Below are 20,769 nucleotides of genomic sequence, written 5' to 3'. Positions count from 1 at the left end.
GCGGGCTACTCCAGAATCTTCGGGACCGCGAAGGCGCTGCCCACCTTCGCCGGCGCGTTGGCGAGCCCTGCTTCCGGGGGCAGTGACGGACGCAGCACGTCCTCGCGCAACAGCGAGGACGCGAGCGTCGCGTGGGAGGTGGGCTCCACCTGGCTCACGTCGAGCGCTTCCAGCTCCGCCACCGCGTCCAGGACCGCGGACAACTGGGTGGCGTAGCGCTCCTCCTCCTGCGGCGTCAGCGACAGCCGCGCCAGGGTGGCCACGTGCCGGACCTGCTCGAGCGTGAGGGCCATGGGGAAGCCTCCTCCGGACTGGCGGTGCTACGGGGACGGCGGCGTGCGCTTGAAGAGGTTGAGGATGGAGCCCATCACCCTCTGACTGCCCTCGTGGCCGTGCTGCTTGACCAGCTGCTCCAGCTCACCCGCGTCCAGCCAGACGCCGTGGCAGTTGAAGCAGCTGTCCAGCTCCACGTTGCCCTGCTTCAGCGTCTGCAGGTCCATGCCGCACTTGGGGCACTTCATGTAGTGCAGCTGCTTGAGCGACTCGCGCTGCTGGGCGGCCATCTCCTGGGACTGCTGGAGGGCCAGCTTGCGCTTGGCTTCAATCTCCTCGCGCGCGAAGTAGTCGTCTTCGTTGTGGGAGGGCTTGTCGGGGCTCAGGTCGGACATGGTCTTGGGTTCTCCTTGGCGGCAGGCACCATACCCTCTCGCCGCGGGGACGCGCCCGAAATGTAGGCCCTGCTTCCGCCTCCTCGGGGCCCCCCTGGACGCCTGCCGGAAAATTGACCCCGCCCCCTCCCTCCCTATTCTCGCCGGGCGGATTGCTACAGCTCGCTACGCGGCTGGAATCGGGCAGAGGGAACAGGGGTCCATGACAGCGGCAAAGAAGGGTGGCCGGGGGGAGAAGGCGGTGCTCTCCCGGCAGGAGATCGCGACGCGCCGCAAGGCGCTCAACAACAAGAAGATGAAGGCCCCGGGCGCGGCCAGTCCCGCCAAGCGGGCGCTCGTGGGCGTCTTCATCCTGGCCGCCTCGTTGCTCGCCTTGCTGGCGGTCGCCACGTTCGACGCGCATGACCGGGTGGGGCCCGGCTTCCACAACGCGGTCGGCCCCATGGGCCACCTCATCGCGGAGACCCTGCGCGGCGCGCTGGGCGTGTGCGCCTACCTCATCCCCGCGGGTGGCATCTACACCGCCGTGGTGCTCTTCGTGGGCAACCGCGAGCGGCGCCGCATGCCGCAGATCATCTCCCTGGCGCTGCTCACCTGCAGCGTGTCCGTGCTCGCGCAGCTCATGTTCGCCAAGGACAAGGGCTGGGCCCACCCGCCCGGCGGCGCGCTGGGCGCGAGCCTGGGCGGCCTGATGGAGGGGATGTTCTCCACCGTCGGCACCATCATCCTCGTCACCGCCATCAGCGCGGCGGCGCTCATCGTGGGCACCCAGTACACGTTCTTCAAGCTGTGCTCGCTGGTGTGGGCCGGCCTCACCGTCCTGGGCCGCCGCATCTCCGAGAACGCGCACGTCTTCTGGGAGCAGCAGAAGGTCAACTACGCGGCCCGCCAGGAGCGGCTCGCGCAGGAGAAGGAAGAGGAGGCCGCGTTCCTCGCGGAGCTGGAGGCCGAGGAGGAGGAGCTGTCCGAGGCCGAGCGCCTGGCCGCCGAGGCCGAGGCCGCCGAGGCCGAAGCCCTGGCCGAGGAGGCCGTGCGCCTGGCCCGGCAGAACGAGAAGGAGCAGCTCGCCAACGCGAAGAAGGCGCTCAAGGAGCAGAAGGACCGCGAGAAGCTGGAGAAGAAGCTCGCCCGCGAGGAGCCGTCCGAGGACGAGAACGACGACGCCTCCGACGAGCAGCCCTCGCTGCCGTCCGAGCGCGCCGAGCGCCGCTCCCCGGGCGCCGACCCCGCCTGGGCCGCGTCCTTCCTCGCGCCCCAGCCGCAGCTGCCCGCCAACGCGGACGAGCCGCCCCGCCGCGCGCGCAAGACGCCGCAGATCGTCACCCCTCCGTCCGCTCCGTCCACGCCGCCGGTGCCCGCCGCGTCGCTCACGCCTCCGGCCGCCGAGCCCGCCGCGAAGCCCCTGGCCGCGGAGAAGCCGGCCGCCGCCGCGCCGGGCAACGCCCTCATCCCCGCGCCGCCCTCCGCGCTGGCGCGCATGCCGCTCATCGTGGAGCCCAAGGCGCCGCCCAAGCCCACCGCCATGAAGCGGCCGCAGGACCAGTTCGAGTTCGTGGGTGACCGCAAGAGCTTCTCCCTGCCGCCGCTGGACGTGCTGGAGGCGGACAAGAAGGAGCGCTCCGCGCTGGACAAGGACGCGTTCCTCGTCACGGCGGAGAAGCTGCGCGCGAAGCTGGCGGACTTCGGCATCGTGGGTGAGGTGGTGGAGATCCGCCCCGGCCCCGTCGTCACCATGTACGAGTTCCTGCCCGGGCCCGGCATCAAGGTCAGCAAGATCGCCGCGCTCCAGGACGACCTGGCCATGGCCATGGAGGCCATGCGCGTGCGCATCGTGGCCCCCATCCCCGGCAAGGGCGTGGTCGGCATCGAGGTCCCCAACCGCGACCGCGAGACGGTGTTCCTCAAGGAGATCGCGGAGCAGGACACGTTCCAGAAGAGCGGCAGCAAGCTCACCATGTGCGTGGGCAAGGACATCGAAGGCATGCCGTACGTCTTCGACCTGGTGAAGGCCCCCCACCTGCTCATCGCGGGCACCACCGGCTCCGGCAAGTCCGTGGCGGTGAACTCGATGATCATGAGCATCCTCCTCAAGGCCACGCCCGAGGAGGTCCGCTTCATCATGGTGGACCCGAAGATGCTGGAGCTCTCCGTCTACGAGGGCATCCCGCACCTGCTGCTCCCCGTCGTCACCGACCCGAAGAAGGCCGCGCTCGCGCTGCGCTGGGCGGTGGAGGAGATGGAGCGCCGCTACCAGATGCTGTCCGAGGCCGGCGTGCGCAACATCGCCGGCTTCAACAAGCTGGTGGAGACGCAGGCCTCCGAGGAGAAGCCCGCCGTCGCCGCGCCCGCCGCGAAGAAGAAGAAGCCCAAGAAGGTGCTGGTCGTGGAGGGCAGCGCCGAGACGGTGGCTCCCGCTTCCGCCAGCGACGGGCTGGGCGTGGCCATGCCGCGCGAGGACGACGAGGACCTGCGTGAGGCCATCGTCTCCGAGCCCACGGCCTCCCCTGCCCTGGAGGCCGACGGCGAGGAGGACGCGGAGTTCGAGGAGGACGGCGAGGAGTCCACGCCGGCGGAGGCCGCCTCCACGGAGAAGAAGGAGCTCAAGAAGCTGCCCTACATCGTGGTCATCATCGACGAGCTCGCGGACCTGATGATGGTCGCCAGCCGCGAGGTGGAGACCTACGTGGCCCGCCTCGCGCAGATGGCGCGCGCGGCCGGCATCCACCTGATGGTCGCGACCCAGCGTCCGTCCACGGACGTCGTCACGGGCATCATCAAGGCCAACTTCCCCACGCGCATCAGCTTCATGCTGCGCTCGAAGCCGGACTCGATGACGATTCTGGGCACGGTGGGCGCGGAGGCCCTGCTGGGCATGGGCGACATGCTCATCATGCCGCCCACGAGCGCCCACCTGCAGCGCGTGCACGGCGCCTACGTCTCCGAGCAGGAAATCAAGAAGGCGGTGGACCACCTCAAGGCCCAGGGCAAGCCCGTCTTCGACGAGTCCATCCTCAAGCCGCGCGACGACGAGGGCGAGGGCGGCGGTGGCGAGGAGGACGAGCTGTCCGACGAGCTCTACGACCAGGCGCTCGCGGCGGTCAGCGAGATGCGCTCCGTCTCCATCTCCATGCTCCAGCGCAAGATGCGCATCGGCTACAACCGCGCGGCGCGAATGATTGAGCGCATGGAGCGCGACGGCGTGGTGGGCCCCGCGGACGGCGCCAAGCCCCGCGAGGTGCTGCTGCGCGGCCTGGGCGACATGCCCGGCGCCGGGGCGATGTAGCCCGGGAACGGACCTCCGTTCTCCAGCGGTTTTCCCTCGGGGGCGCCACGGAAAGAGCTTCCGGGCGCCCCCGCTCTCTTTCCTCCGGACGGCCGAATGATCGTCGCCATCTCCCGCTTCCGCGCCTCCCCCGAAGAGGCCGACGGCTGGGTCCACCGGCTCCAGGAGCGCTCGCGGCGCGTGGACGGCCACCCGGGCTTCCTGGGCCTGGAGGTGCTGCGTTCGTTCGAGCGCTCGCCTGAAATCCTGCTCGTCACGCGCTGGAAGGACCGGGACGCCATGAAGGCCTACTTCCAGTCGGAGGACTTCCAGCGGGCGAAGGGGGCCAGCGCGGCCCAGGAGGACGCAACCTTTACGATGTACGAGGTCGTGGCCACCTGAGCAGTTCCCAATCGCCCCCGGGTCGTCTAAGGGCGGTGCACCATGGCTGAACGTCTTGCCCTATTCGCCACCGCCGCGCGCGGCACCGAGGACCTGCTCGCCGAGGAGCTGAAGGAGCTCGGCGCCAAACGCATCCGCCAGGACCGGGGCGGCGTGCGCTTCATGGCCTCGCTCGACGAGGCCCTCAACGTCTGCCTCTGGTCCCGCATTGGCATGCGCGTGCTCTATCCACTGGGCGAGTTCGAAGCGCATGGTGCCCAGGGGCTCTACGACGCGGTGGCCAGCGTGCCGTGGGAGGAGCACCTCACGACGAACGTGACGTTCGCCGTGGACGCGAACCTGAAGGACACCGAGCACGCGCACTCCGGCTTCGTGGCGCTGAAGGTGAAGGACGCCATCGTGGACCGCCTGCGAGAGAAGCTGGGCTCGCGGCCGGACGTGGACACGCGCAACCCGGACGTGTCCGTGGTGGCGCACCTGGTGAAGGAGAAGCTGTCCCTCTCCCTGGACCTGTGCGGCGACCCGCTGCACCGGCGCGGCTACCGCGTGCGCCCCACCCCGGCGCCCCTGAAGGAGAACCTGGCCGCGGCCCTCCTGCGCGCCGCGGGCTACACCGGCACGGAGGCGCTGGTGGACCCCATGTGCGGCTCGGGCACCATCGTCATCGAAGGCGGCCTCATCGCGCGCAAGCGGGCCCCGGGCATCAACCGGGGCTTCGCGGTGGAGCGCTGGCCGCACCTGGGCGCGCGCGCGAAGGAGCTGCTCGCGGACCTGCGCGCGGACGCGCGGCGCAACGAGCGCAAGGTGGAGGTCCCCATCCTCGGCTTCGACAAGAGCGACGAGGCCCTGGAGGCCGCGGACCGCAACGTGAAGGCGGCGCGCCTGGGTGAGGAAATCCAGCTCGCGGAAGGCGACGCGACGAAGCTCCCGCCCCTGCCCGAGGGCGGCGGGCTCGTCCTCACCAACCCGCCCTATGGCGACCGGCTCGGCTCCGGCGGCCAGAAGGGCATGAAGACCTTCTACTTCAAGCTGGGTGACAGCTTGCGCGCGCTGCCGGGCTGGCGCGTCTGGGTGCTGTCCGGCAACCCTGCCTTCGAGAGCGCCTTCCACGCGCGCCCCATGGCCCGGCGCGACGTGTGGAACGGCCCCATCCCCTGCACGCTCCTGGGCTACCGCGCCCCGCCGCTGCCTCCCGGCTCAAAGCCGGTGCTCGGTGCGCCGGGCGAGTCGCAGGAGGTTGCTCCGGTGCGTCCAGAGCATCAGGACGAATAGCCCCGCGGTGAGCAGCACGTACTCGCGGGAGGGCGCGGTGAAGAACGCGGTGGCGATGGCGACCACCGCGGCGGACAGCGAGCCCACGGAGCTCACGCGCCACCGGGCCACCACCAGCCCGTAGATGATGGCCCCCGCGAGCGCCGCCTTGGGCACCAGCACCACCAACACGCCCAGCGCGGACGCCACGCCCTTGCCGCCCTGGAGCTTGAGCCACACCGGGTACACGTGCCCCAGCACCGCGGCCAGGCCCACCAGCGCGTGCGCCTTCGCGTCGCCGGGTAGGTAGTGCACGGCCAGCGCCACGGGCAGCACGGCCTTGAGCGCGTCCAGGAGCAGCACCACCGCGCCCAGCTTCTTGCCGGCGACGCGCGTGACGTTGGTGGCGCCGATGTTGCCGCTGCCACTGGCGCGCACGTCCACCCCGCGCAGCCACCGCGTCAGCAGCACGCCGAAGGGGACGGAGCCGCAGAGGTAGCCCAGCAGGAGGAAGGCGGAGAGCACGGAAGAGGACAGGGTCCCGCCCTTCAGGACAGCAGGTGCGGGAAACGGGTGTGCACCACGACGTAGGCGTAATTGACCAGCAACACCAGCGGGAACGCGATGCGGATCCACCGCCACTCGCGCTCCTCCAGCTCCACCTCCGGGATGGGCATCGCGAAGAGGAAGTGCAGCACCGTCGCCACCGCGGCCAGCGCGAACAAGAGCGCGCACACGGTGCCCAGGGGGTTGGCCTCCCACGCCCCCGGGATGTTGAAGTGCGCGACGCGGTCCGCCACGCGGGTGAGCCCACAGCCCAGGCAGGGCCAGCCCGTGTGCTCGCGCAGCACACAGCCCCAGAACGGGATGATGCGGGCCACGGGGACGTAGCGCCCCAGGAGCAGCCCCCCGAGCCCGACGAGCCCGAGCCATTCGAATGTGCCCAACCGGCGGTTGGGAGCGGGGATGGTGACCTTCATGCGCACCTCGCGCCGAGTGTGCGGGACAAGTCGCGAGGATGGAAGGGGTGCCTTGCCGGGCCCCGGAAACCTGGGCTAAGCGAACGGGCATGCACATGCTCCGCACCGCCCTCGTGATGCTGGTCGCCGCGCCCCTCGTGGCCCTCGCGGCGGACAAGACGCCCAAGCCCGCCGCCAAGGCCGCGGAAGCGTCCAAGGCCGAAGCCGCGGCGAGCGACTGCCACCACCCCGCCGACGCGAAGACGCCCGAGGCCGCCAAGGCCGCGAACCCTGGCGACTGGACGCTCACCCGCGGCGAGCCCCTCAAGGGCGAGAAGACGGTGAAGCTGTCGGAGCTGCTCGCGAAGCCCCAGGCCCACGACGGCAAGGTCGTGCGCGTGGAGGGCCAGGTGCGCAAGGCATGTGAGAAGAAGGGCTGCTGGATGGAGCTGGCCCAGGACGCCAAGAGCCCCGGTGTGCGCGTGACGTTCAAGGACTACGGCTTCTTCGTCCCGCTGGACTCGGCGGGTTCGCAGGCGCGCGTGGAGGGCGTGGTGAAGGTCGCGGAGCTGAGCGACGCCCACGCGAAGCACTACGAGGCCGAGGGCGCCATCGTCCCGCGCGGCACCGACGGCAAGCCCCGCGAGGTGCAGCTCGTGGCCTCCGGCGTCGAGCTGCGCCGCTAGCCGCGATGGGAGGCCGCAGTTTCAGCATGCGGGGTGTGCAGGGCGCGGCCGACCGGGCCGTGCAGCACGCCCGCGCGTGGCTCCTGGAGGCGGAGCCCGGCTCGCGCGTGCACGACGTGCAGTTGGACCCGCGCTTCCAGCACCGGGGCGTGGACCTGCTCTGGGAGCTGCCCTCCGGAGAGGTGCGCGGCATTGAAGTGAAGGGCGACCGCCAGGCCACCCGCCGCCGCTACTTCTTCGAACTCATCTCCAACCTGGAGAAGGACACGCCGGGCTGCTTCCTCTACAGCGGCGCGGACCTGATGCTGTACGTGTTCCTCACGCAGGGAGAGCTGCACGCCCTGCCCCTGCCCCGGGTGCGCGAGTGGTTCCTCCCCCGCGCGAAGGAGTACGCCCTCAAGCACGCCTTCACGCAGACGGGCGCCATCCGCTACACCACCGTGGGCGCCGTGGTGCCCGTGCGGGACGTGTCGGAAGGCGTGCCCGGAGTCACCATCGTGAAGCTCAAGCGCGCGGCGCCTGGGCAGCCCGGCGTGAAGCCCGGCACGCCGGACGCAGAAGGCGCGACGCCCGCCGCGGCCAGCGAACCCCAAGCGCCCGAGGCCCCGGAAGCCCGGAGCCCCCGGCGCACGGGGACCTGAAGCCCGGCCGACTAGCGGCGGCGCTGCGGCTGCGCGTGCTGGTGCCGGTGCGCCCGGTGGCCCGGGTGCATCTTGTCGTGCAGGGCCTCCAGCCGCTCCTGCGTGCCCATCAGCTCCAGGAGCGCGGACCGGTCGTTCTGCTGCTTGAAGACGTGCTCCAGGCGGGGCACCAGGTCCAGCGCCAGGTGGATGTCGTTGGACTTCTCCGCCTCCGCCAGCAGGCCGCGGCCCTCGACGGACGCGTCGATCCAGGCCTGCAGGTGGATGAGGCCGTCCACCGCCAGCAGGCGCGAGATGGGCGCGCGCGCCACGTCGTGGATGAGGTTCTTGAGGTCCTGGATGGCGGGCTCGCGCTCACCCTTCGCGGCGCGCACCACCGCCTGGGAGATGCCGCGCCGGTCGGGCAGCAGGAACTCCTCCACCTCGGCGAACGCCGTGGCGTCGTCCAGGTGCCCCTGCGCGGCCAGCGACTCCGCCAGGCTGTCGAACAGCTCCGCGTCCTTCTCCGAGAAGGGCGCCAGCGCCTCCTGGAGGAACGGCTGGGGCAGCGCGCCCTTGTCATCCACCGCCAGCTTCGAGCGCAGGGCCTTCAGGTGCTCGAAGGAGGAGGCCACCGGGGCCTCCTTCGCGCCGTTGAGCTTGTGCACGAGCACCTGCATCAACGTCGCCAGGGACGTGGTGAACTCCTGCGGGGACACGCGGTCCGGCATCCACCGGCGCCACAGCTCCACGGCCGCGGCCACGACGTAGTCCTTGAAGGGGCCGGTGCCCTTCCACTTCGCCGCCCACTGCTGGGCGATGCCGAGCGGATAGGCGGACTCCGCCAGCTTGCGGTAGTCCTCTTCACCCACCGGGATGCCGTAGTGCCCCAGCGTGCCCAACAGGGCCTCCGTCGAGTAGTCCTTGAGGCCCGTCTTCTGCCACGACTTTTCCACGCGCTGCGTGCTCACCAGATGCTCTCCGAGGCCATGCGAGTGCCGGCCATCGGCCCCGCTTTGCCGTCTTCTAGCGAAAGCGGAGCCCGGCGAATACGGCCTTTGCGGGCCCCGTCAGGCGGCGGACGGCTGGGGCGGCGGGCGGCCCGGCACGATGGGCCACACCGTGGGCTGGCGCCGCCCGTCCTCCACCCGGCGGGCCATGTACGGCTCGCACCCGCGCTCCTGGAAGGCCCGCTTCCACGCGGCGAAGCTGCCCCCCGCGCGCCAGGCGTCCATCGCCGCGAGCCCCGCCTCCGGACCGCACTGGGCCAGCATGTACTCCACCCAGGCCCAGCGCGCGGACGTAGGCCGCACCTCCGCCCTCCCCCGCAGCCCCTTGCGCAGCCGCTCCAGCTTGTTCTCCACTTCCCGCAGGCCCGCGAAGGGCGCCCCGTCCAGCGGCGTGTTGCGCTTGGCCACGAAGGGCGCGACCCCCAGCGCCACCGGCAGGATGCGCGACAGCTCCGTGGTGAAGCGGATCAGCTCGTCGATGTCCGCGTCCTCCTCATGGGGCAGGCCCACCACGTTGTAGACCTTGAGCTGCTTCATGCCCGCCGTGCGAGCGAACCGGGCCGCTCGGACGATCTGCTCCTCGGAGTGCTTGCGGTCCACCAGGTCCCGCATCTTCTGGGACGCCCCGTCCGCGGCCACCGTGAGGTTCGTCGCCCCGCCCCGCCGGAGCTGATCCACCAGTTCCTGCGTGAGCCGGTCCGCCCGCAGCGAGGACACGCCCACCTCGCGCCCGGAGTCCACGATGGTGCGCAGGAGTTCCACGATGCGCGGGTGGTCCGTCACCGCCGCGCCAACCAGGCCCACGCGCTTCGCATGTTCCGGGATGAGCGACAGGATGCGCTCCGGTGGCACCGTGCGCATGCCGCCGTTCGTGGTGCGGCGCATGACGCAGTAGTGGCAGCCACGGGAGCAGCCCCGCTCCGGCTCGATGAGGAACATCGACCGGAGCTCCGTGTGGGGCGTGATGATCTGCGTGCGCGCCGGCAGCCGGGCGTCCGTCGCCTTCGCCACGTGGTAGCGCGCTCCACCCCGCCCGGGCACCCGGAAGCCGGGGACCTTCGCCAGGTGGTCCAGCAGCGCCTCGCGCTCCATGGAGGCCGCGGCCTCCAGCAGCACGTGGATCAGATCCTCCGCCTCCCCCTGGACGAGCACGTCCACGAAGGGCTCCAGCGGATCCGGGTTGGAGAACGTCAGCGGGCCGCCCGCCACCACCAGCGGATGCCTGGCATCCCGTTCTGATGAAAGAACCGGCAAACCAGACAACTCCAACATCGTGAATAAGCCTGAAAGCTCCAATTCATAGGCAACCGAAAAGGCAAGCATTTCAAAGCTAGACACGGGTGCCTGGGATTCCCAGGTAAACAATGGCGTCCGTGTTCTCTTGTATGTCTCGACATCATCGGGAAGGAAGACACGCTCGGCGGTCGCGCCCGCGTGCGCATGCACCTCCCGGTAGATGGCCTGGTAACCCAGCGAGCTCATGCCCACGTGGTAGGGGCTCGGGTAGCAGAGCGCGACCCGGTAGGGCGCCTCCTTGCGGAGCGTCCCGGCTTCGTCCGCCAGCAGTGAGCAGACGTGCTCGATGAGTTCGTAACGGCCCTCCATGGTCCTCCCGACGTGGATTCCAGACACCTAACAACAGCGCGGCCCCGGACCGCCACTCCCGCGTGGGGGAGGGGCTGCCGGGGCCGCGTTGGCCTTCAAGGTCGGTCAGTGCCGATTACTTGAACGACGGGATCTTGTTCGACGGGATGCACTTACCCTCGGTGGTGTAGCTGGCCGGGGGCGTGCCGTTCTCCAGGTAGTACTCGTACTCATCATCCGTGCAGAACGCGCAGGTGAAGAAGCGACGAGGAACCGCCTCGCACTCCACGGCGAAGTCCGGGTTGATGCCGGAGCCCTCGCCGCAGTTGGCGTAGCCCAGCTCCGGATCCGTCTGGTCCTCGCGGGGATCGCAGACAGTCGCCGGCCACACCGCACGCATGACGTACGTGGAGGTGCAGCCATCCCGCGTGAACGTGACCTCACCCGTCATCTGGGTGCCCGGAGAGCTGGGCGACGAGTACACCTTCACGTTCGCCAGCGTGTAGGCGACCGACGAGGTCACCCCGGTCACCGTGGGGTTCACGGTCGCCGTGTTGAACGACGGAGCCAGGCAGAAGTCGTCCGTGGTTCCAGCGCTCAGGTCACCGGTGACCTGGAGGCTGTCGAACGCATTGTTCGCATCCGCCGCGCCCAACCGGGCCATGTACTGCGGCCGAACCACGAGGATGTTGCTCCCCGACTTCGGGTCCGAGAACTTCCACACGCCCAGGTTGTCACCCACCTCGAGCGCCTCGGTCGCGCCGCAAGCGCTGCCGTCCGTCTTGGTACCGGTCGGCGGGCTCACCACGTCGTACTTCGCCCACCAGTTCGCGAAGCTCGCGTCCTGGACGATGCATCCCGGATCCGGCTGCTCGACGTCGCAAGCAGTCAGGCTGCCCGCGGCCGCCACCATCACCAGCGATGAAAGAATGCTCTTGCGCATGATGCTGATCTTCCTCACGTGGTCAGGTGATTAGAACGTGTACCGGACACCGAAGCGGATCTGCCGCGGGGCCTGGTAGCGGTCCGGGTTCTTGTAGTTCTGGTTCACGTCTTCGTAGGCCAGCTTGCCACCCGCCGCCGCCGGGACGTTACCCGCGCTGTCCGCCGTGGGCAGGTCCGACACGCTACCCGGGGTGTTCGTCTTCGCGTCGTACACCGGGAGCACCTGCTCGAAGGTGTAGGACTCGTCGACGCTGTCCACGCCCTGGAAGTTGAAGAGGTTGAACACGTCCAGGGTGAAGGACACCACGCTGTCCTTGCTCACGCGGTAGTTCACGCCCACGTTGGAGTCAACGCTGTTGATCCACGGGGTGCGACCGCCGCTGCCGCGCGGCAGGATGAACGTCTCATCCTGGCCGTAGCCCGGGTACGCGCCGAGGTAGCTGATGGGCGTACCGGAGTTGCCGCGGTAGGACAGACCGATGCTCGCCGACAGCGCGTTGGAGATGTTGAACTCCTTGGCGCCGAACACCTTGATGGCGTGCGTACGGTCGAAGGGCAGCAGACCCGAGCGGTTGTTCAGGAGGACCACCAGGTCGAAGTCCGCGAGGATGTTCGGGTCGAGCTGGTTGTTCTCCGGACGGAACAGACCGGGGTAGTTGCCGTACAGGCGGGACCACGTGTAGCTCGCCTGCGCCAGCCAGCCGTCCGTGAACGTGCGGTTCAGGTAGACGGTGACCGCGTCGTAGTCACGCACCGGCGTCGGGAACTCCTTGGCGAAGCCGCTGCCAGGGTTACCGAGGAAGTACGTGTTGCCGTCATCGCGGCTCATGTCCTCGATGACCTTGTTCATGTCGCGGTGCGTGTACGTCGCGCCCAGGCGGGTGTTCGCCAGGAGCTCGTACTCGCCGCCGACCACGATTTCGTCGGAGGACTGGGGCTCGATGTCCGGATCGACCGGCTCGCTCTGCACCAGACCGCCGCTGAAGTACTGGTTGGAGTTCAGCGTCGACTCGGCGCGCGGCACGATGTACTGGCGGTCCGAGCAGTTGCCGCGCTGGCCTTCCAGCGTGGACGGATCGCAGCCAGGAACATCCGACCCCGGCTCCGTCAGGTAGCGACGCGCACTGAAGCGGCGCTCACCCGGGAAGGCGCGGTCCATCATGTTGAGCGGAACCTGCTCGTAGTAACGGGCGAAGTTCACGAACAGCTTCGCGCGGCCGTTGGCGAACGGATCCACCACGGCGCCGATGCGGGGCGACCACTGATTGGCCAGCTTCAGCGCCAGCTGGTCGTTGCCGCCGTACATGTTCTGCACGTCGTAGCGCACGCCCAGGTTCAGGGTGACGCGGTTGGCGATGGACCAGCTGTCCTGGAGGAAACCACCGATGGTGGTGCCGCTCGTGGAGGACGCCTGCAGGGTCTCGAACACCGGGGTGTCCGGGGCCGTCTGGTAGCCGTAGCGGCGGTTGTCCGTCCAGATGCGACGGGTCACGCCGTTGAGCCGCACGTCGCTGGCCGAACCGGCCTCCTGCAGGAACACGCTACCGGAGTAGGCCTTCTTCTGATCGAAGGTCAGGAACTCCGTGTCCACGCCCGCCTTGAACACGTGCGTGCCCAGGGCGTTCAGCAGGTAGGTGGCCTTGGCGTTGATCTGGTAGCGATCCAGGGTCGCCTCGGACATGAAGCCGGGGCCGCCCACGTAGTAGTTCGTCGTCGGGCAGCGCACGGCCTGCTCCGCCGGGTCCGTGCCGCAGTACTCCGCGGCGTTGGGGACGTTCTCGAACGTGGTGATCGCGCGACGGCGCGTGTACATGGCCAGCGAGTAGCCCGCCAGGCCTTCCGTCGAGCCGATGGCGCTGCCGTCCGCCGGGGGCGTGCCCGCGGTCTGGTGGAACCAACCGAGGTTGGCGTCGACCAGGATCTTCTTGTCCATGAAGGCGCCGGCGTACTTGAGGGCGAGCGCCGTGGTGTTGGCGCGCGTCTCAGTCTGGCCGATGTCCTCGGGGCGCGAGTTCTGCGCCGCGGGCAGACCGCCCGAACGGGGGTCGATCCGCAGCTTGCCCAGACCACCCGACACGGTCGGGGTGCCGTTCAGGGCGAACGACACGTTGTGGTCCTGGTTGATGAGGTACGTCAGCTTGCCCATGAACTGGATCGTGCGGGAGTCAGCGAAGTACTTCCGCTGGGAACCCGGGATCTCCTGGACGACGCTGAAGCCGTTCGCATCCTTCGCCACCGCGCCGTCGTCATCCAGCGTGAAGGCGTTGAGGGCGCGGGTGTGCTCGTAGCGCTGGAACGACGGCGCGAAGCCGGCGAAGAACCAGAGCTTGTCCTTGAGGATGGGACCGCCGAGGGTGGCGCCGAAGTCGCCCAGGTTGCTCAGGGCGTTCAGGCCGGTGATCGTGGTGCCGTCCTCGATGACCAGCTTGCGATTGCCTTCCAGGGCGCCCGGCGTCCAGTTGGCGAACACGGAGCCGTGGAACTCGTTGGAACCGGACCGGGTCACCGCGTTGATCACACCGCCCGTGGAGCGACCGAACTCCGGCATGTAACCGCCGGTGATGATGTTCACGTCCTGCACGAACTCGATGCTGAGCGGGCTGGCGTTCACGCCGAAGGCCGGGTCGTTCGTGGACAGACCGTCCACCACGTAGCCGTTCTCAGGCGAGGTCGTGCCGTTGATGGACACGCCGTACTGGTCGGACTGGGCGCCAGGGGCGAGCTCGGCCAGGGACTCGAAGGAGCGCGTCGCGCCACCCTTGCCGACCGGACGGGCCACCGCGATGCGCTTGATGAACTCCTGATCAACGTTGACGCCCTGGTTCGTCGAACCCACGTCGATCGTCGGCGGGGCGCCAACGATGGTCTCCGTCGACGAGAAGCTCTCAGGGAGCAGCTCCACGTTCACGCGGATGGTGCGGTTGAGCAGCAGCTGGATTTCAGGGCGGGCGAAAGGCTTGAACGACTCCTTTTCGAACCGCAACGTATACGTGCCCGGCGGGAGCTGGGGAATACGGTAGTTACCCTGTGCGTCGGTAACCACGGTCTGCTCGCCCTGCAGGTTGGGCGAGGTGGCGGTCACAACGACATCAGCTGCCGGCTTCTTGTCCTCAGTATTGATGACAGTGCCGATGATGACGCTGGACTGCGCGAAAGCTGCGGATCCGTACAACAGACCTGCAGCAAGGACGACTCCGGTTTCCCGAAGTACTTGTTTCACTTGCATACCTAACCCCTCCAAGGTGGGCTGCAACCGAAAATGACTTGGGAAAATATCCGAGGTCAAGCAGTTGTCAATAGACCGTTGCTTTTTGGTGACCAGTGGGGCATTGGCGCGATCACGCAGCGGCGCCAGACACGGTTGCTTGAACCCGGAACCCTTTTCTGTATGGTGGCCGCCCTTCAATCCGGGCATGGCGGGGACGGGTAGTCCACTGGTGAAGAGGAGTTACTTGCATGTTCGATTCAGTCCTTGACCGCGGGCAAGGACCCAGGTCGCGCTTCGGCGTGGGTGCTGGCGTTTCCACGCTGCTCCACGTTGGCCTGCTGGGTCTTGTGGCCTATCTCTCCACGCGTCCGCCTCCCGTGGAGGAGAAGGAAGTCGAGGTCACGCTGAAGGCCACGATGGCGCCTCCGCCGCCTCCTCCTCCTCCGCCTCCCCCGGCGTCGAAGCCGAAGACGGAGAAGAAGGTCACGCCCAAGAAGCCCAAGGACGTGATCGTACAGCCGAAGGAGATCCCGCAGCAGAAGCCGCAGGAGACGGAGACCGCGCCCGAGCCCGAGGAAGAGGCGAGCGAGTCCGAGGTCGAGGGTGGCGTGGAAGGTGGCGTCGCGGGCGGTGTGGTGGGTGGCGTGGTGGGCGGCGTGATCGGTGGCGTGGTGGGCGGTCAGCTGGGTGGAACGGGCACGGACGTGCTGGCGTTCGGCCAGGGCATGACGCGTCCTGAGAAGATCGCGGGTCCGGAAGTGTCCTATACGCGTGAGGCCCTCGAGGCTCGCGTGCAGGGCTTGATGATCGTGAAGTGCGTGATCACGACCGAGGGAAAGGTCGAGCGCTGCCGCACGATCAAGCCGCTCCCTCACATGGAGCAGGCCGTGATGGACGTGCTCACCGCCTCACGTTACAAGCCGGTCACGTTCCAGGGCAGGCCGGTCGAAGTGCAGTACACGTTCAACTTCAACCTGAAGCTGCCGCGCTGATCCAAGGCAGGCAGCCCCGCTTGAGCAGTCCGCCGAACATCACTTCGCGCTCGTGAGGAGGAGCGCTCCACAGCCATGCAATTCACTCTGCTTGATATCTGGAACCACACGGGCCTCTTCGCCCGCATGATCATCTTCACCCTCGCCATCATGTCGGTGGCGTCGCTGGTCGTCATGGCGGAGCGGATGATCGTCTTCCGCAAGACCCGCTCGGACAGCCGCAACTTCGCCGCCAAGATGGGCGCCATCCTCGCGAAGGGCGACCTGACCACCGCGGCGAACACCAACCTGGGCAAGGACGTGGGCCACCTGGGCCGCGTGATCAACTCCGGCCTGACGGCGTACCGGATCACCCCCGGCAACAAGGACCTGGCGGTGGAGTCCGTGGCCCGCGCGCTGGAGCGCCAGGCGCAGCGCGAAGTGCAGAGCCTCAAGCGCGGCCTGGGCCTGCTGGCCACGGTCGGTTCGACGGCGCCGTTCGTCGGCCTGCTGGGCACCACGATGGGTATCGTGAACGCCTTCCAGCTGATGGCGGCGGCGGGCTCCGGCGGTCTGGCGACGATCTCCGCCGGTATCTCCGAGGCGCTCATCACCACGGCGTTCGGTCTGCTCGTGGCGATCCCCGCGGTGATGGCCTACAACTTCCTGCAGGGCTGGGTGGATGCCCGCTCCGTGGACATCTCCGAGTCCTCCAACGAGTTCCTGGACGTGGTGGCCCGGCACGTGGGCGGCGGTTCGTCGCACACGGCCTAGTCTTAAGCCCCACCCTGGGACGTCCCCACCCATGTGGGCGGTCCGGCTGAGAAGCCGCGCTGCCCCGGGGTGGGCGTTCCTTCCCGGATACAGGTGCACGCATGGGAATGTCAGCAGGCCCCAAAGGGGGCATCAAGAGCGAGATCAACGTCACGCCCCTGGTGGACGTGGTGCTGGTGCTCCTCATCATCTTCATGGTCGTGACGCCCATGCTCCAGCGCGGAAAGTCCGTGGAGCTGCCCAAGGCCACGGAGATTGAGAAGGAAGGCAAGACGGACGCCGATCCGTTGATCCTCTCCATCACCCCGGACAAGAAGATGTTCGTGGAGAACGATGAGGTCGACGAGAAGGGGCTCCAGGAGAAGATCGCCGCGGAGCTGGTGAAGGATCCGGGCAAGAAGATCCTCCTGAAGGGCGACAACGCCCTGAACGTGGGCGACGTGCGCAAGGTGCTGGACACGGCCCGCAAGGCGAAGGCGAAGCAGATCGCCCTGGGTGTGGAGGAGAAGAAGTAATGTCCCGAGGACACAAGCAGCGTCAGTGGGTCAAGCCCGCGTCCGCGCCGAACTCGGAGATCAACGTCACGCCCCTGGTGGACGTGGTGCTGGTGCTCCTCATCATCTTCATGGTGGTGACGCCCCTCCTGGAGAAGGACATCCTCGTCCGCGTCCCGGAGACGGAGGTGGAGGAGAACCAGCCGCCGCCGGAGCCCGATGATCAGCAGATCGTCGTGCAGGTGGACAAGAGCGGCGCCTACTCCATCAACACGGAGCAGATCCCCGCGTCGGACTACGTCGCCCGCCTCAAGCGGATGCTGAACGCCAAGAAGCCGGACGAGAAGGTCGTCTTCTTCATGGCGGATGACGCGGCGAACTACGGCAAGCTCGTGGTGGCGCTGGATGGCGCCCGTGCCGCGGGAGCGAAGATCCTGGGCATGGCCACCGAGCTTCCCCAGAACGCGGTCATCCAGGGTACGCAGACCACGCCGGACGGTGCGCCGCCCGCGCCCCCTGCCCCGCCGACGCCCTGATTAGCGCCTTCCGTCAGGGCTGACGCGCGGACACGCCGTCACCGATTCCATCCGAAGCCCGCTGGCGTTCCGACGCCAGCGGGCTTCTTCTTTTCAGGCCTCCCATGTCCCCGCTCGGGACCCGACGTCTGCCGCGTGGGATGGCCGCGGATGGCCGCCTGTGAGGGCAGCGCGCCGGTATGGGCATTGCTCTCCCCTCCTCGGTACGGGTTGTTGGAAGGGGGAGACGATGCTGGCGAGGGTGCGGTCGGGGGCATTGATGGGCATCGACGCGGTGGTGGTGGAGTGCGAGGTCGACATGGCCCTCGGGCTGCCCTACTTCAACGTCGTGGGGCTGCCAGAGGGAGCAGCCCGGGAGTCGAAGGTCCGGGTGGTCTCCGCGCTGAAGAACGCGGGCTTCGACCTTCCGCAGAAGCGGATCACGGTCAACCTGGCGCCCGCGGAGATCCGCAAGGAAGGGGCGGCCTTCGAGCTGCCCATCGCGTTGGGCGTCCTGGCGGCGGCGCGGTTGCTGGAGGAGGAACCGCTGGAGCGCTACCTCTTTGGCGGAGAGCTGTCGCTGGATGGCTCCATCAAGGCCATCAAGGGAGTGCTTCCGCTGGCCGTGGCGGCCCGGAATGGCGGCTTCCAGGGGGTCATGGTGCCGGCAGCCAACGCGGCGGAGGCCGCACTGGTGGAAGGCCTCCAGGTGCTGTCCGTGGCCCACCTGAAAGAGGCCGTGGGACACCTTACTGGCAAGGCCCCGCTGACGCCGCTGACGCGCACGGGGAGCGCGCTGAGCCGTCCTCGCACGGTGGCCGCGGACATGGCCGACGTGCGGGGGCAGCCGGAGCTCAAGCTGGCATTGGAGCTCGCGGCGGCGGGCGGCCACAACATCCTGATGGCCGGACCGCCAGGCTCGGGCAAGACGATGCTGGCGCGACGGCTGCCAGGCATCCTGCCCGAGATGACCTTCGACGAGGCGTTGGAGGTCACGAAGGTCTACTCCATCCAGGGGCTGCTGGGAGACGAGCAGGCGCTGATCCGCGAGCGTCCGTTTCGCGCGCCCCATCACACGCTGTCCGATGCGGGGCTCGTGGGCGGTGGCCCCATGGCCCGTCCAGGCGAGCTGTCCCTGGCCCACCATGGCGTGCTGTTCCTCGACGAGCTGCCGGAGTTCCGAAAGAACGTGCTGGAGGTGCTGCGCCAGCCCCTGGAGGAAGGCGCCATCCATCTGGCGCGGGCCACACAGCACATCACCTATCCCTGCCGGGTCATGCTGGTGGCGGCGATGAATCCCTGCCCGTGCGGCTACTTCAACGTCCCCGGACGCACGTGCAGCTGCCTTGAGCACCGCATCTTTGGCTACCACTCGCGCATCAGCGGGCCGCTGCTGGACCGCATCGACATCACCGTGCAGACGCGGCCGGTGGAGTACCACCACCTCGCCGAAAAGAGCCAGGAACTGCCCAGCCACTACTACCGGCAGCGGGTGGAGGCCGCGCGCGAGCGGCAGCGCGCCCGTTTCCACGACACGCCAGGGGTGCACTGCAATGCCCAGATGCCCTCGCACCTGCTGCGCCGTTACTGCGCCCTGTCACCGAAGGCGGAGGAGGAGCTGAAGAGCGCGGTCACTCAATTCGGCCTGTCCGCTCGGGCGCATGACCGCATCCTCAAGCTCGCGCTGACGCGCGCGGACCTGGAGGGACACGGACGTATCGAAGACGTGGACATGCGGCTCGCCGTCGATTGCCGGATGCTGGACCGCCGGGGCTGGCTCCACGCCAATACCCGGGGCGCGGTGAATGCCTCATCCCGTCCCACTCTTGTCAGGCACCAGGGTTCCGAGCTGGATGGACGGCTCAGGGCTCCTTTCGACCTGGGCTGACCTTCCACTCGAGGGCAGGGGCTGCACGACCCGCTCCTCCAGTCGGGGAGCGGGGCCGGTGATGATGCGCGCGGACCTGCCGAAGGTCAGGTACGAGTACGCCCAGTTGAGCAGCACGGCCAGCTTGCTCCGGAAACCGATGAGGAAGGTGATGTGGATGAAGAGCCAGGCCAACCACGCGACGAAGCCGGATTGCTTCACCCGGCGGAAGGCCACACCCACGGCATGGCCCCTGCCGATGACCGCGTAGGTTCCCCGGTCCCAGTAGTGGAAGGACTGCATGGGCTGACCCGCGAGCTGACGGCGGAGGTTGAGCACCGCGTGCTTGCCCTCCTGCATCGCCGCGGGCGCAACTCCCGGCACTGCGCTTCCGTCCTCCTGCTTCACGAGCGCCAGGTCCCCCACGACGAAGATGTCGGGATGCCCGGGCACGGTGAGCTCCGGCGTCACCGGGACGCGCCCTGCCCTGTCCAGCGTCACGCCGAGCGAGCGGGCCACGGGCGAGGCCTCCACCCCCGCGGCCCAGAGCACCGTGCGGGCCGCCAGATGTTCAGGGCCCATGTCCACGCCCGCGGCGTCGATGTTCGTGACCCGGGTGCCCGTGCGGGCCTCGACGCCGAGCCCCACCAGCACCCGGCGGGCCTCCGCCGAGAGGTTCTCGGGATAAGTGGGGAGTACGCGGTCCATTCCCTCGATGAGGATGACGCGTGCATCCCGTGGGTCGATGTTCTGGAAGTCACCCGACAATGAATTGCGGCTGATCTCCGCCAGCGCCCCCGCCAGCTCCACGCCCGTGGGACCCGCGCCAATGATGGCGAAGGTAAGCAGCGCGCGGCGGCGCTCGGGGTCCGGTTCGCGCTCGGCCTGCTCGAAGGCAAGCAGCACGCGGCGGCGGACCTCCAGCGCGTCCTCGACGGTCTTCAATCCCATCGAGTGTCGCGACCAGGCGTCATTGCCAAAGTACGAGTGCGTCGCCCCGGTGGCGACGATGAGGAAGTCATACGCCAGCTCGCCGTCCGCCAGCAGGACGCGCTTGCGCGCGGTGTCCACGCCAGTGACTTCCGCGAGCAGCACCTGGACGTGATCGCGCCCGAGCATCGCCCGCAGTGGCGCGGCGATGTCGCTGGGGCTGAGCGTCGCCGTGGCCACCTGGTACAGCAGCGGCTGGAAGAGGTGGTGGTTGTGACGGTCCACCATCGTGACGCGAACCCCTGCCTTTCGCAGGTACCGGGCCGCGTAGAGGCCGCCGAAGCCGCCTCCCAGGATGACCACATGGGGAAGGTTCTCACGGGTCGTATTCACGTGAGAAATGTCACGGCGACGCGCCAGGGTTTCAACGTAAAGCCTTCCATCCCCTCAAGCCGGACTGTCACCTTCCCTCGTGTCTGCTTATGCGGAGACGCCCCCACCTTTGCGCCTTCTCAGCACACGGGAGACAGCCACGCCGCTCCGCCATTTCGGACGGCTCCGGCGAACCTGGACGCCCTTGCAGGTCCTTCCGCCAGGAAGCCCGCGCGGCATGCGCGTTGCTC

The 20,769-nt window shown here is 68.6% G+C and carries 19 protein-coding genes; 10 read left to right on the top strand and 9 right to left on the bottom strand.

Translation table 11 applies throughout. The annotated features are described in order from the left end of the window. Nucleotides 1–5: 5 nt before the first annotated feature. Nucleotides 6–293: an Asp-tRNA(Asn)/Glu-tRNA(Gln) amidotransferase subunit GatC gene (gene gatC / locus D7V80_RS17890; protein ID WP_014394213.1), complete on the bottom strand. Its 288-nt coding sequence runs from the start codon at nucleotides 291–293 to the stop codon at nucleotides 6–8. Nucleotides 294–320: 27 nt separating this feature from the next. Beyond that, nucleotides 321–668 carry a zf-TFIIB domain-containing protein gene (locus D7V80_RS17885; protein WP_120589315.1) on the bottom strand — a complete coding sequence of 116 codons (348 nt, stop codon included), beginning with the start codon at nucleotides 666–668 and terminating at the stop codon, nucleotides 321–323. Nucleotides 669–870: 202 nt separating this feature from the next. On the opposite strand from D7V80_RS17885, the gene D7V80_RS17880 reads away from it, so the two are divergent. From D7V80_RS17880 to D7V80_RS17870, 3 genes are all read left to right on the top strand, one after another. After that, nucleotides 871–3,951 (top strand): DNA translocase FtsK 4TM domain-containing protein, encoded by a 3,081-nt coding sequence (locus D7V80_RS17880; protein ID WP_199738722.1) that lies wholly within the window; start codon nucleotides 871–873, stop codon nucleotides 3,949–3,951. A 96-nt stretch (nucleotides 3,952–4,047) separates the two neighbouring features. Further along, nucleotides 4,048–4,332, top strand: a complete 285-nt coding sequence (locus D7V80_RS17875) for an antibiotic biosynthesis monooxygenase (RefSeq protein ID WP_120589314.1) — start codon at nucleotides 4,048–4,050, stop codon at nucleotides 4,330–4,332. A 42-nt stretch (nucleotides 4,333–4,374) separates the two neighbouring features. Further along, the gene (locus D7V80_RS17870) at nucleotides 4,375–5,604 is read left to right on the top strand and encodes a class I SAM-dependent RNA methyltransferase (protein WP_120589313.1); all 1,230 of its coding nucleotides are present in this window, start codon (nucleotides 4,375–4,377) and stop codon (nucleotides 5,602–5,604) included. Here the strand turns inward: D7V80_RS17870 and plsY are convergent. Together plsY and D7V80_RS17860 are read right to left on the bottom strand one after the other, a co-directional pair. After that, nucleotides 5,530–6,108, bottom strand: coding sequence for a glycerol-3-phosphate 1-O-acyltransferase PlsY (gene plsY, locus D7V80_RS17865; RefSeq protein ID WP_120589312.1), 579 nt, complete (start codon nucleotides 6,106–6,108; stop codon nucleotides 5,530–5,532). The two genes, D7V80_RS17870 and plsY, sit on opposite strands and share 75 nt — an antisense overlap. A gap of 23 nt (nucleotides 6,109–6,131) precedes the next feature. Then, a complete protein-coding gene (locus tag D7V80_RS17860; RefSeq protein ID WP_014394207.1) occupies nucleotides 6,132–6,563 on the bottom strand; it encodes a DUF2752 domain-containing protein in 432 nt (143 codons plus the stop codon). A gap of 89 nt (nucleotides 6,564–6,652) precedes the next feature. Here D7V80_RS17860 and D7V80_RS17855 point away from each other — a divergent pair, with 89 nt between their 5' ends. Beyond that, nucleotides 6,653–7,228, top strand: a complete 576-nt coding sequence (locus tag D7V80_RS17855) for a DUF4920 domain-containing protein (RefSeq protein ID WP_014394206.1) — start codon at nucleotides 6,653–6,655, stop codon at nucleotides 7,226–7,228. Between the two features lie 26 nt (nucleotides 7,229–7,254). Continuing rightward, nucleotides 7,255–7,869 (top strand): hypothetical protein, encoded by a 615-nt coding sequence (locus D7V80_RS17850; RefSeq protein WP_233585453.1) that lies wholly within the window; start codon nucleotides 7,255–7,257, stop codon nucleotides 7,867–7,869. 11 nt (nucleotides 7,870–7,880) lie between these two features. Here the strand turns inward: D7V80_RS17850 and D7V80_RS17845 are convergent, their stop codons facing one another. From D7V80_RS17845 to D7V80_RS17830, 4 genes are all read right to left on the bottom strand, one after another. After that, the gene (locus tag D7V80_RS17845) at nucleotides 7,881–8,819 is read right to left on the bottom strand and encodes a hypothetical protein (RefSeq protein WP_199738719.1); all 939 of its coding nucleotides are present in this window, start codon (nucleotides 8,817–8,819) and stop codon (nucleotides 7,881–7,883) included. 99 nt (nucleotides 8,820–8,918) lie between these two features. Next, complete coding sequence (locus D7V80_RS17840) at nucleotides 8,919–10,463, bottom strand: radical SAM protein (RefSeq protein ID WP_120589310.1); 1,545 nt, start codon at nucleotides 10,461–10,463, stop codon at nucleotides 8,919–8,921. Between the two features lie 115 nt (nucleotides 10,464–10,578). Next, nucleotides 10,579–11,385, bottom strand: coding sequence for a hypothetical protein (locus D7V80_RS17835; protein WP_120589309.1), 807 nt, complete (start codon nucleotides 11,383–11,385; stop codon nucleotides 10,579–10,581). Between the two features lie 30 nt (nucleotides 11,386–11,415). Beyond that, a complete protein-coding gene (locus D7V80_RS17830) occupies nucleotides 11,416–14,613 on the bottom strand; it encodes a TonB-dependent receptor (protein ID WP_120589308.1) in 3,198 nt (1,065 codons plus the stop codon). 230 nt (nucleotides 14,614–14,843) lie between these two features. Between D7V80_RS17830 and D7V80_RS17825 the strand changes: the two genes are divergently transcribed. The 5 genes from D7V80_RS17825 to D7V80_RS17805 all read left to right on the top strand — a co-directional run bounded on the left by D7V80_RS17825 (nucleotide 14,844) and on the right by D7V80_RS17805 (nucleotide 19,237). Continuing rightward, on the top strand, nucleotides 14,844–15,587 hold the full coding sequence (locus D7V80_RS17825) for an energy transducer TonB (protein WP_120589307.1): 744 nt from the start codon (nucleotides 14,844–14,846) through the stop codon (nucleotides 15,585–15,587). Nucleotides 15,588–15,662: 75 nt separating this feature from the next. After that, complete coding sequence (locus tag D7V80_RS17820) at nucleotides 15,663–16,340, top strand: MotA/TolQ/ExbB proton channel family protein (RefSeq protein ID WP_120589306.1); 678 nt, start codon at nucleotides 15,663–15,665, stop codon at nucleotides 16,338–16,340. Between the two features lie 101 nt (nucleotides 16,341–16,441). Beyond that, nucleotides 16,442–16,855 (top strand): biopolymer transporter ExbD, encoded by a 414-nt coding sequence (locus D7V80_RS17815; protein ID WP_014394198.1) that lies wholly within the window; start codon nucleotides 16,442–16,444, stop codon nucleotides 16,853–16,855. Continuing rightward, a complete protein-coding gene (locus D7V80_RS17810) occupies nucleotides 16,855–17,370 on the top strand; it encodes a biopolymer transporter ExbD (RefSeq protein WP_120566598.1) in 516 nt (171 codons plus the stop codon). Before D7V80_RS17815 ends, D7V80_RS17810 begins: the two co-directional genes overlap by 1 nt. Before the next feature lie 229 nt (nucleotides 17,371–17,599). Further along, nucleotides 17,600–19,237: a YifB family Mg chelatase-like AAA ATPase gene (locus tag D7V80_RS17805; protein WP_233585451.1), complete on the top strand. Its 1,638-nt coding sequence runs from the start codon at nucleotides 17,600–17,602 to the stop codon at nucleotides 19,235–19,237. Here D7V80_RS17805 and D7V80_RS17800 read toward each other — a convergent pair. Beyond that, nucleotides 19,160–20,539 carry an NAD(P)/FAD-dependent oxidoreductase gene (locus tag D7V80_RS17800; protein ID WP_233585449.1) on the bottom strand — a complete coding sequence of 460 codons (1,380 nt, stop codon included), beginning with the start codon at nucleotides 20,537–20,539 and terminating at the stop codon, nucleotides 19,160–19,162. The genes D7V80_RS17805 and D7V80_RS17800 overlap by 78 nt on opposite strands. Nucleotides 20,540–20,769 lie beyond the last annotated feature (230 nt).

The sequence above is a fragment of the Corallococcus sp. CA054B genome (assembly GCF_003611625.1).
Lineage (GTDB): Bacteria > Myxococcota > Myxococcia > Myxococcales > Myxococcaceae > Corallococcus > Corallococcus coralloides.
Note: the sequence above shows the minus strand (reverse complement) of the source record. Positions and strands in the feature narration are given on the sequence as shown.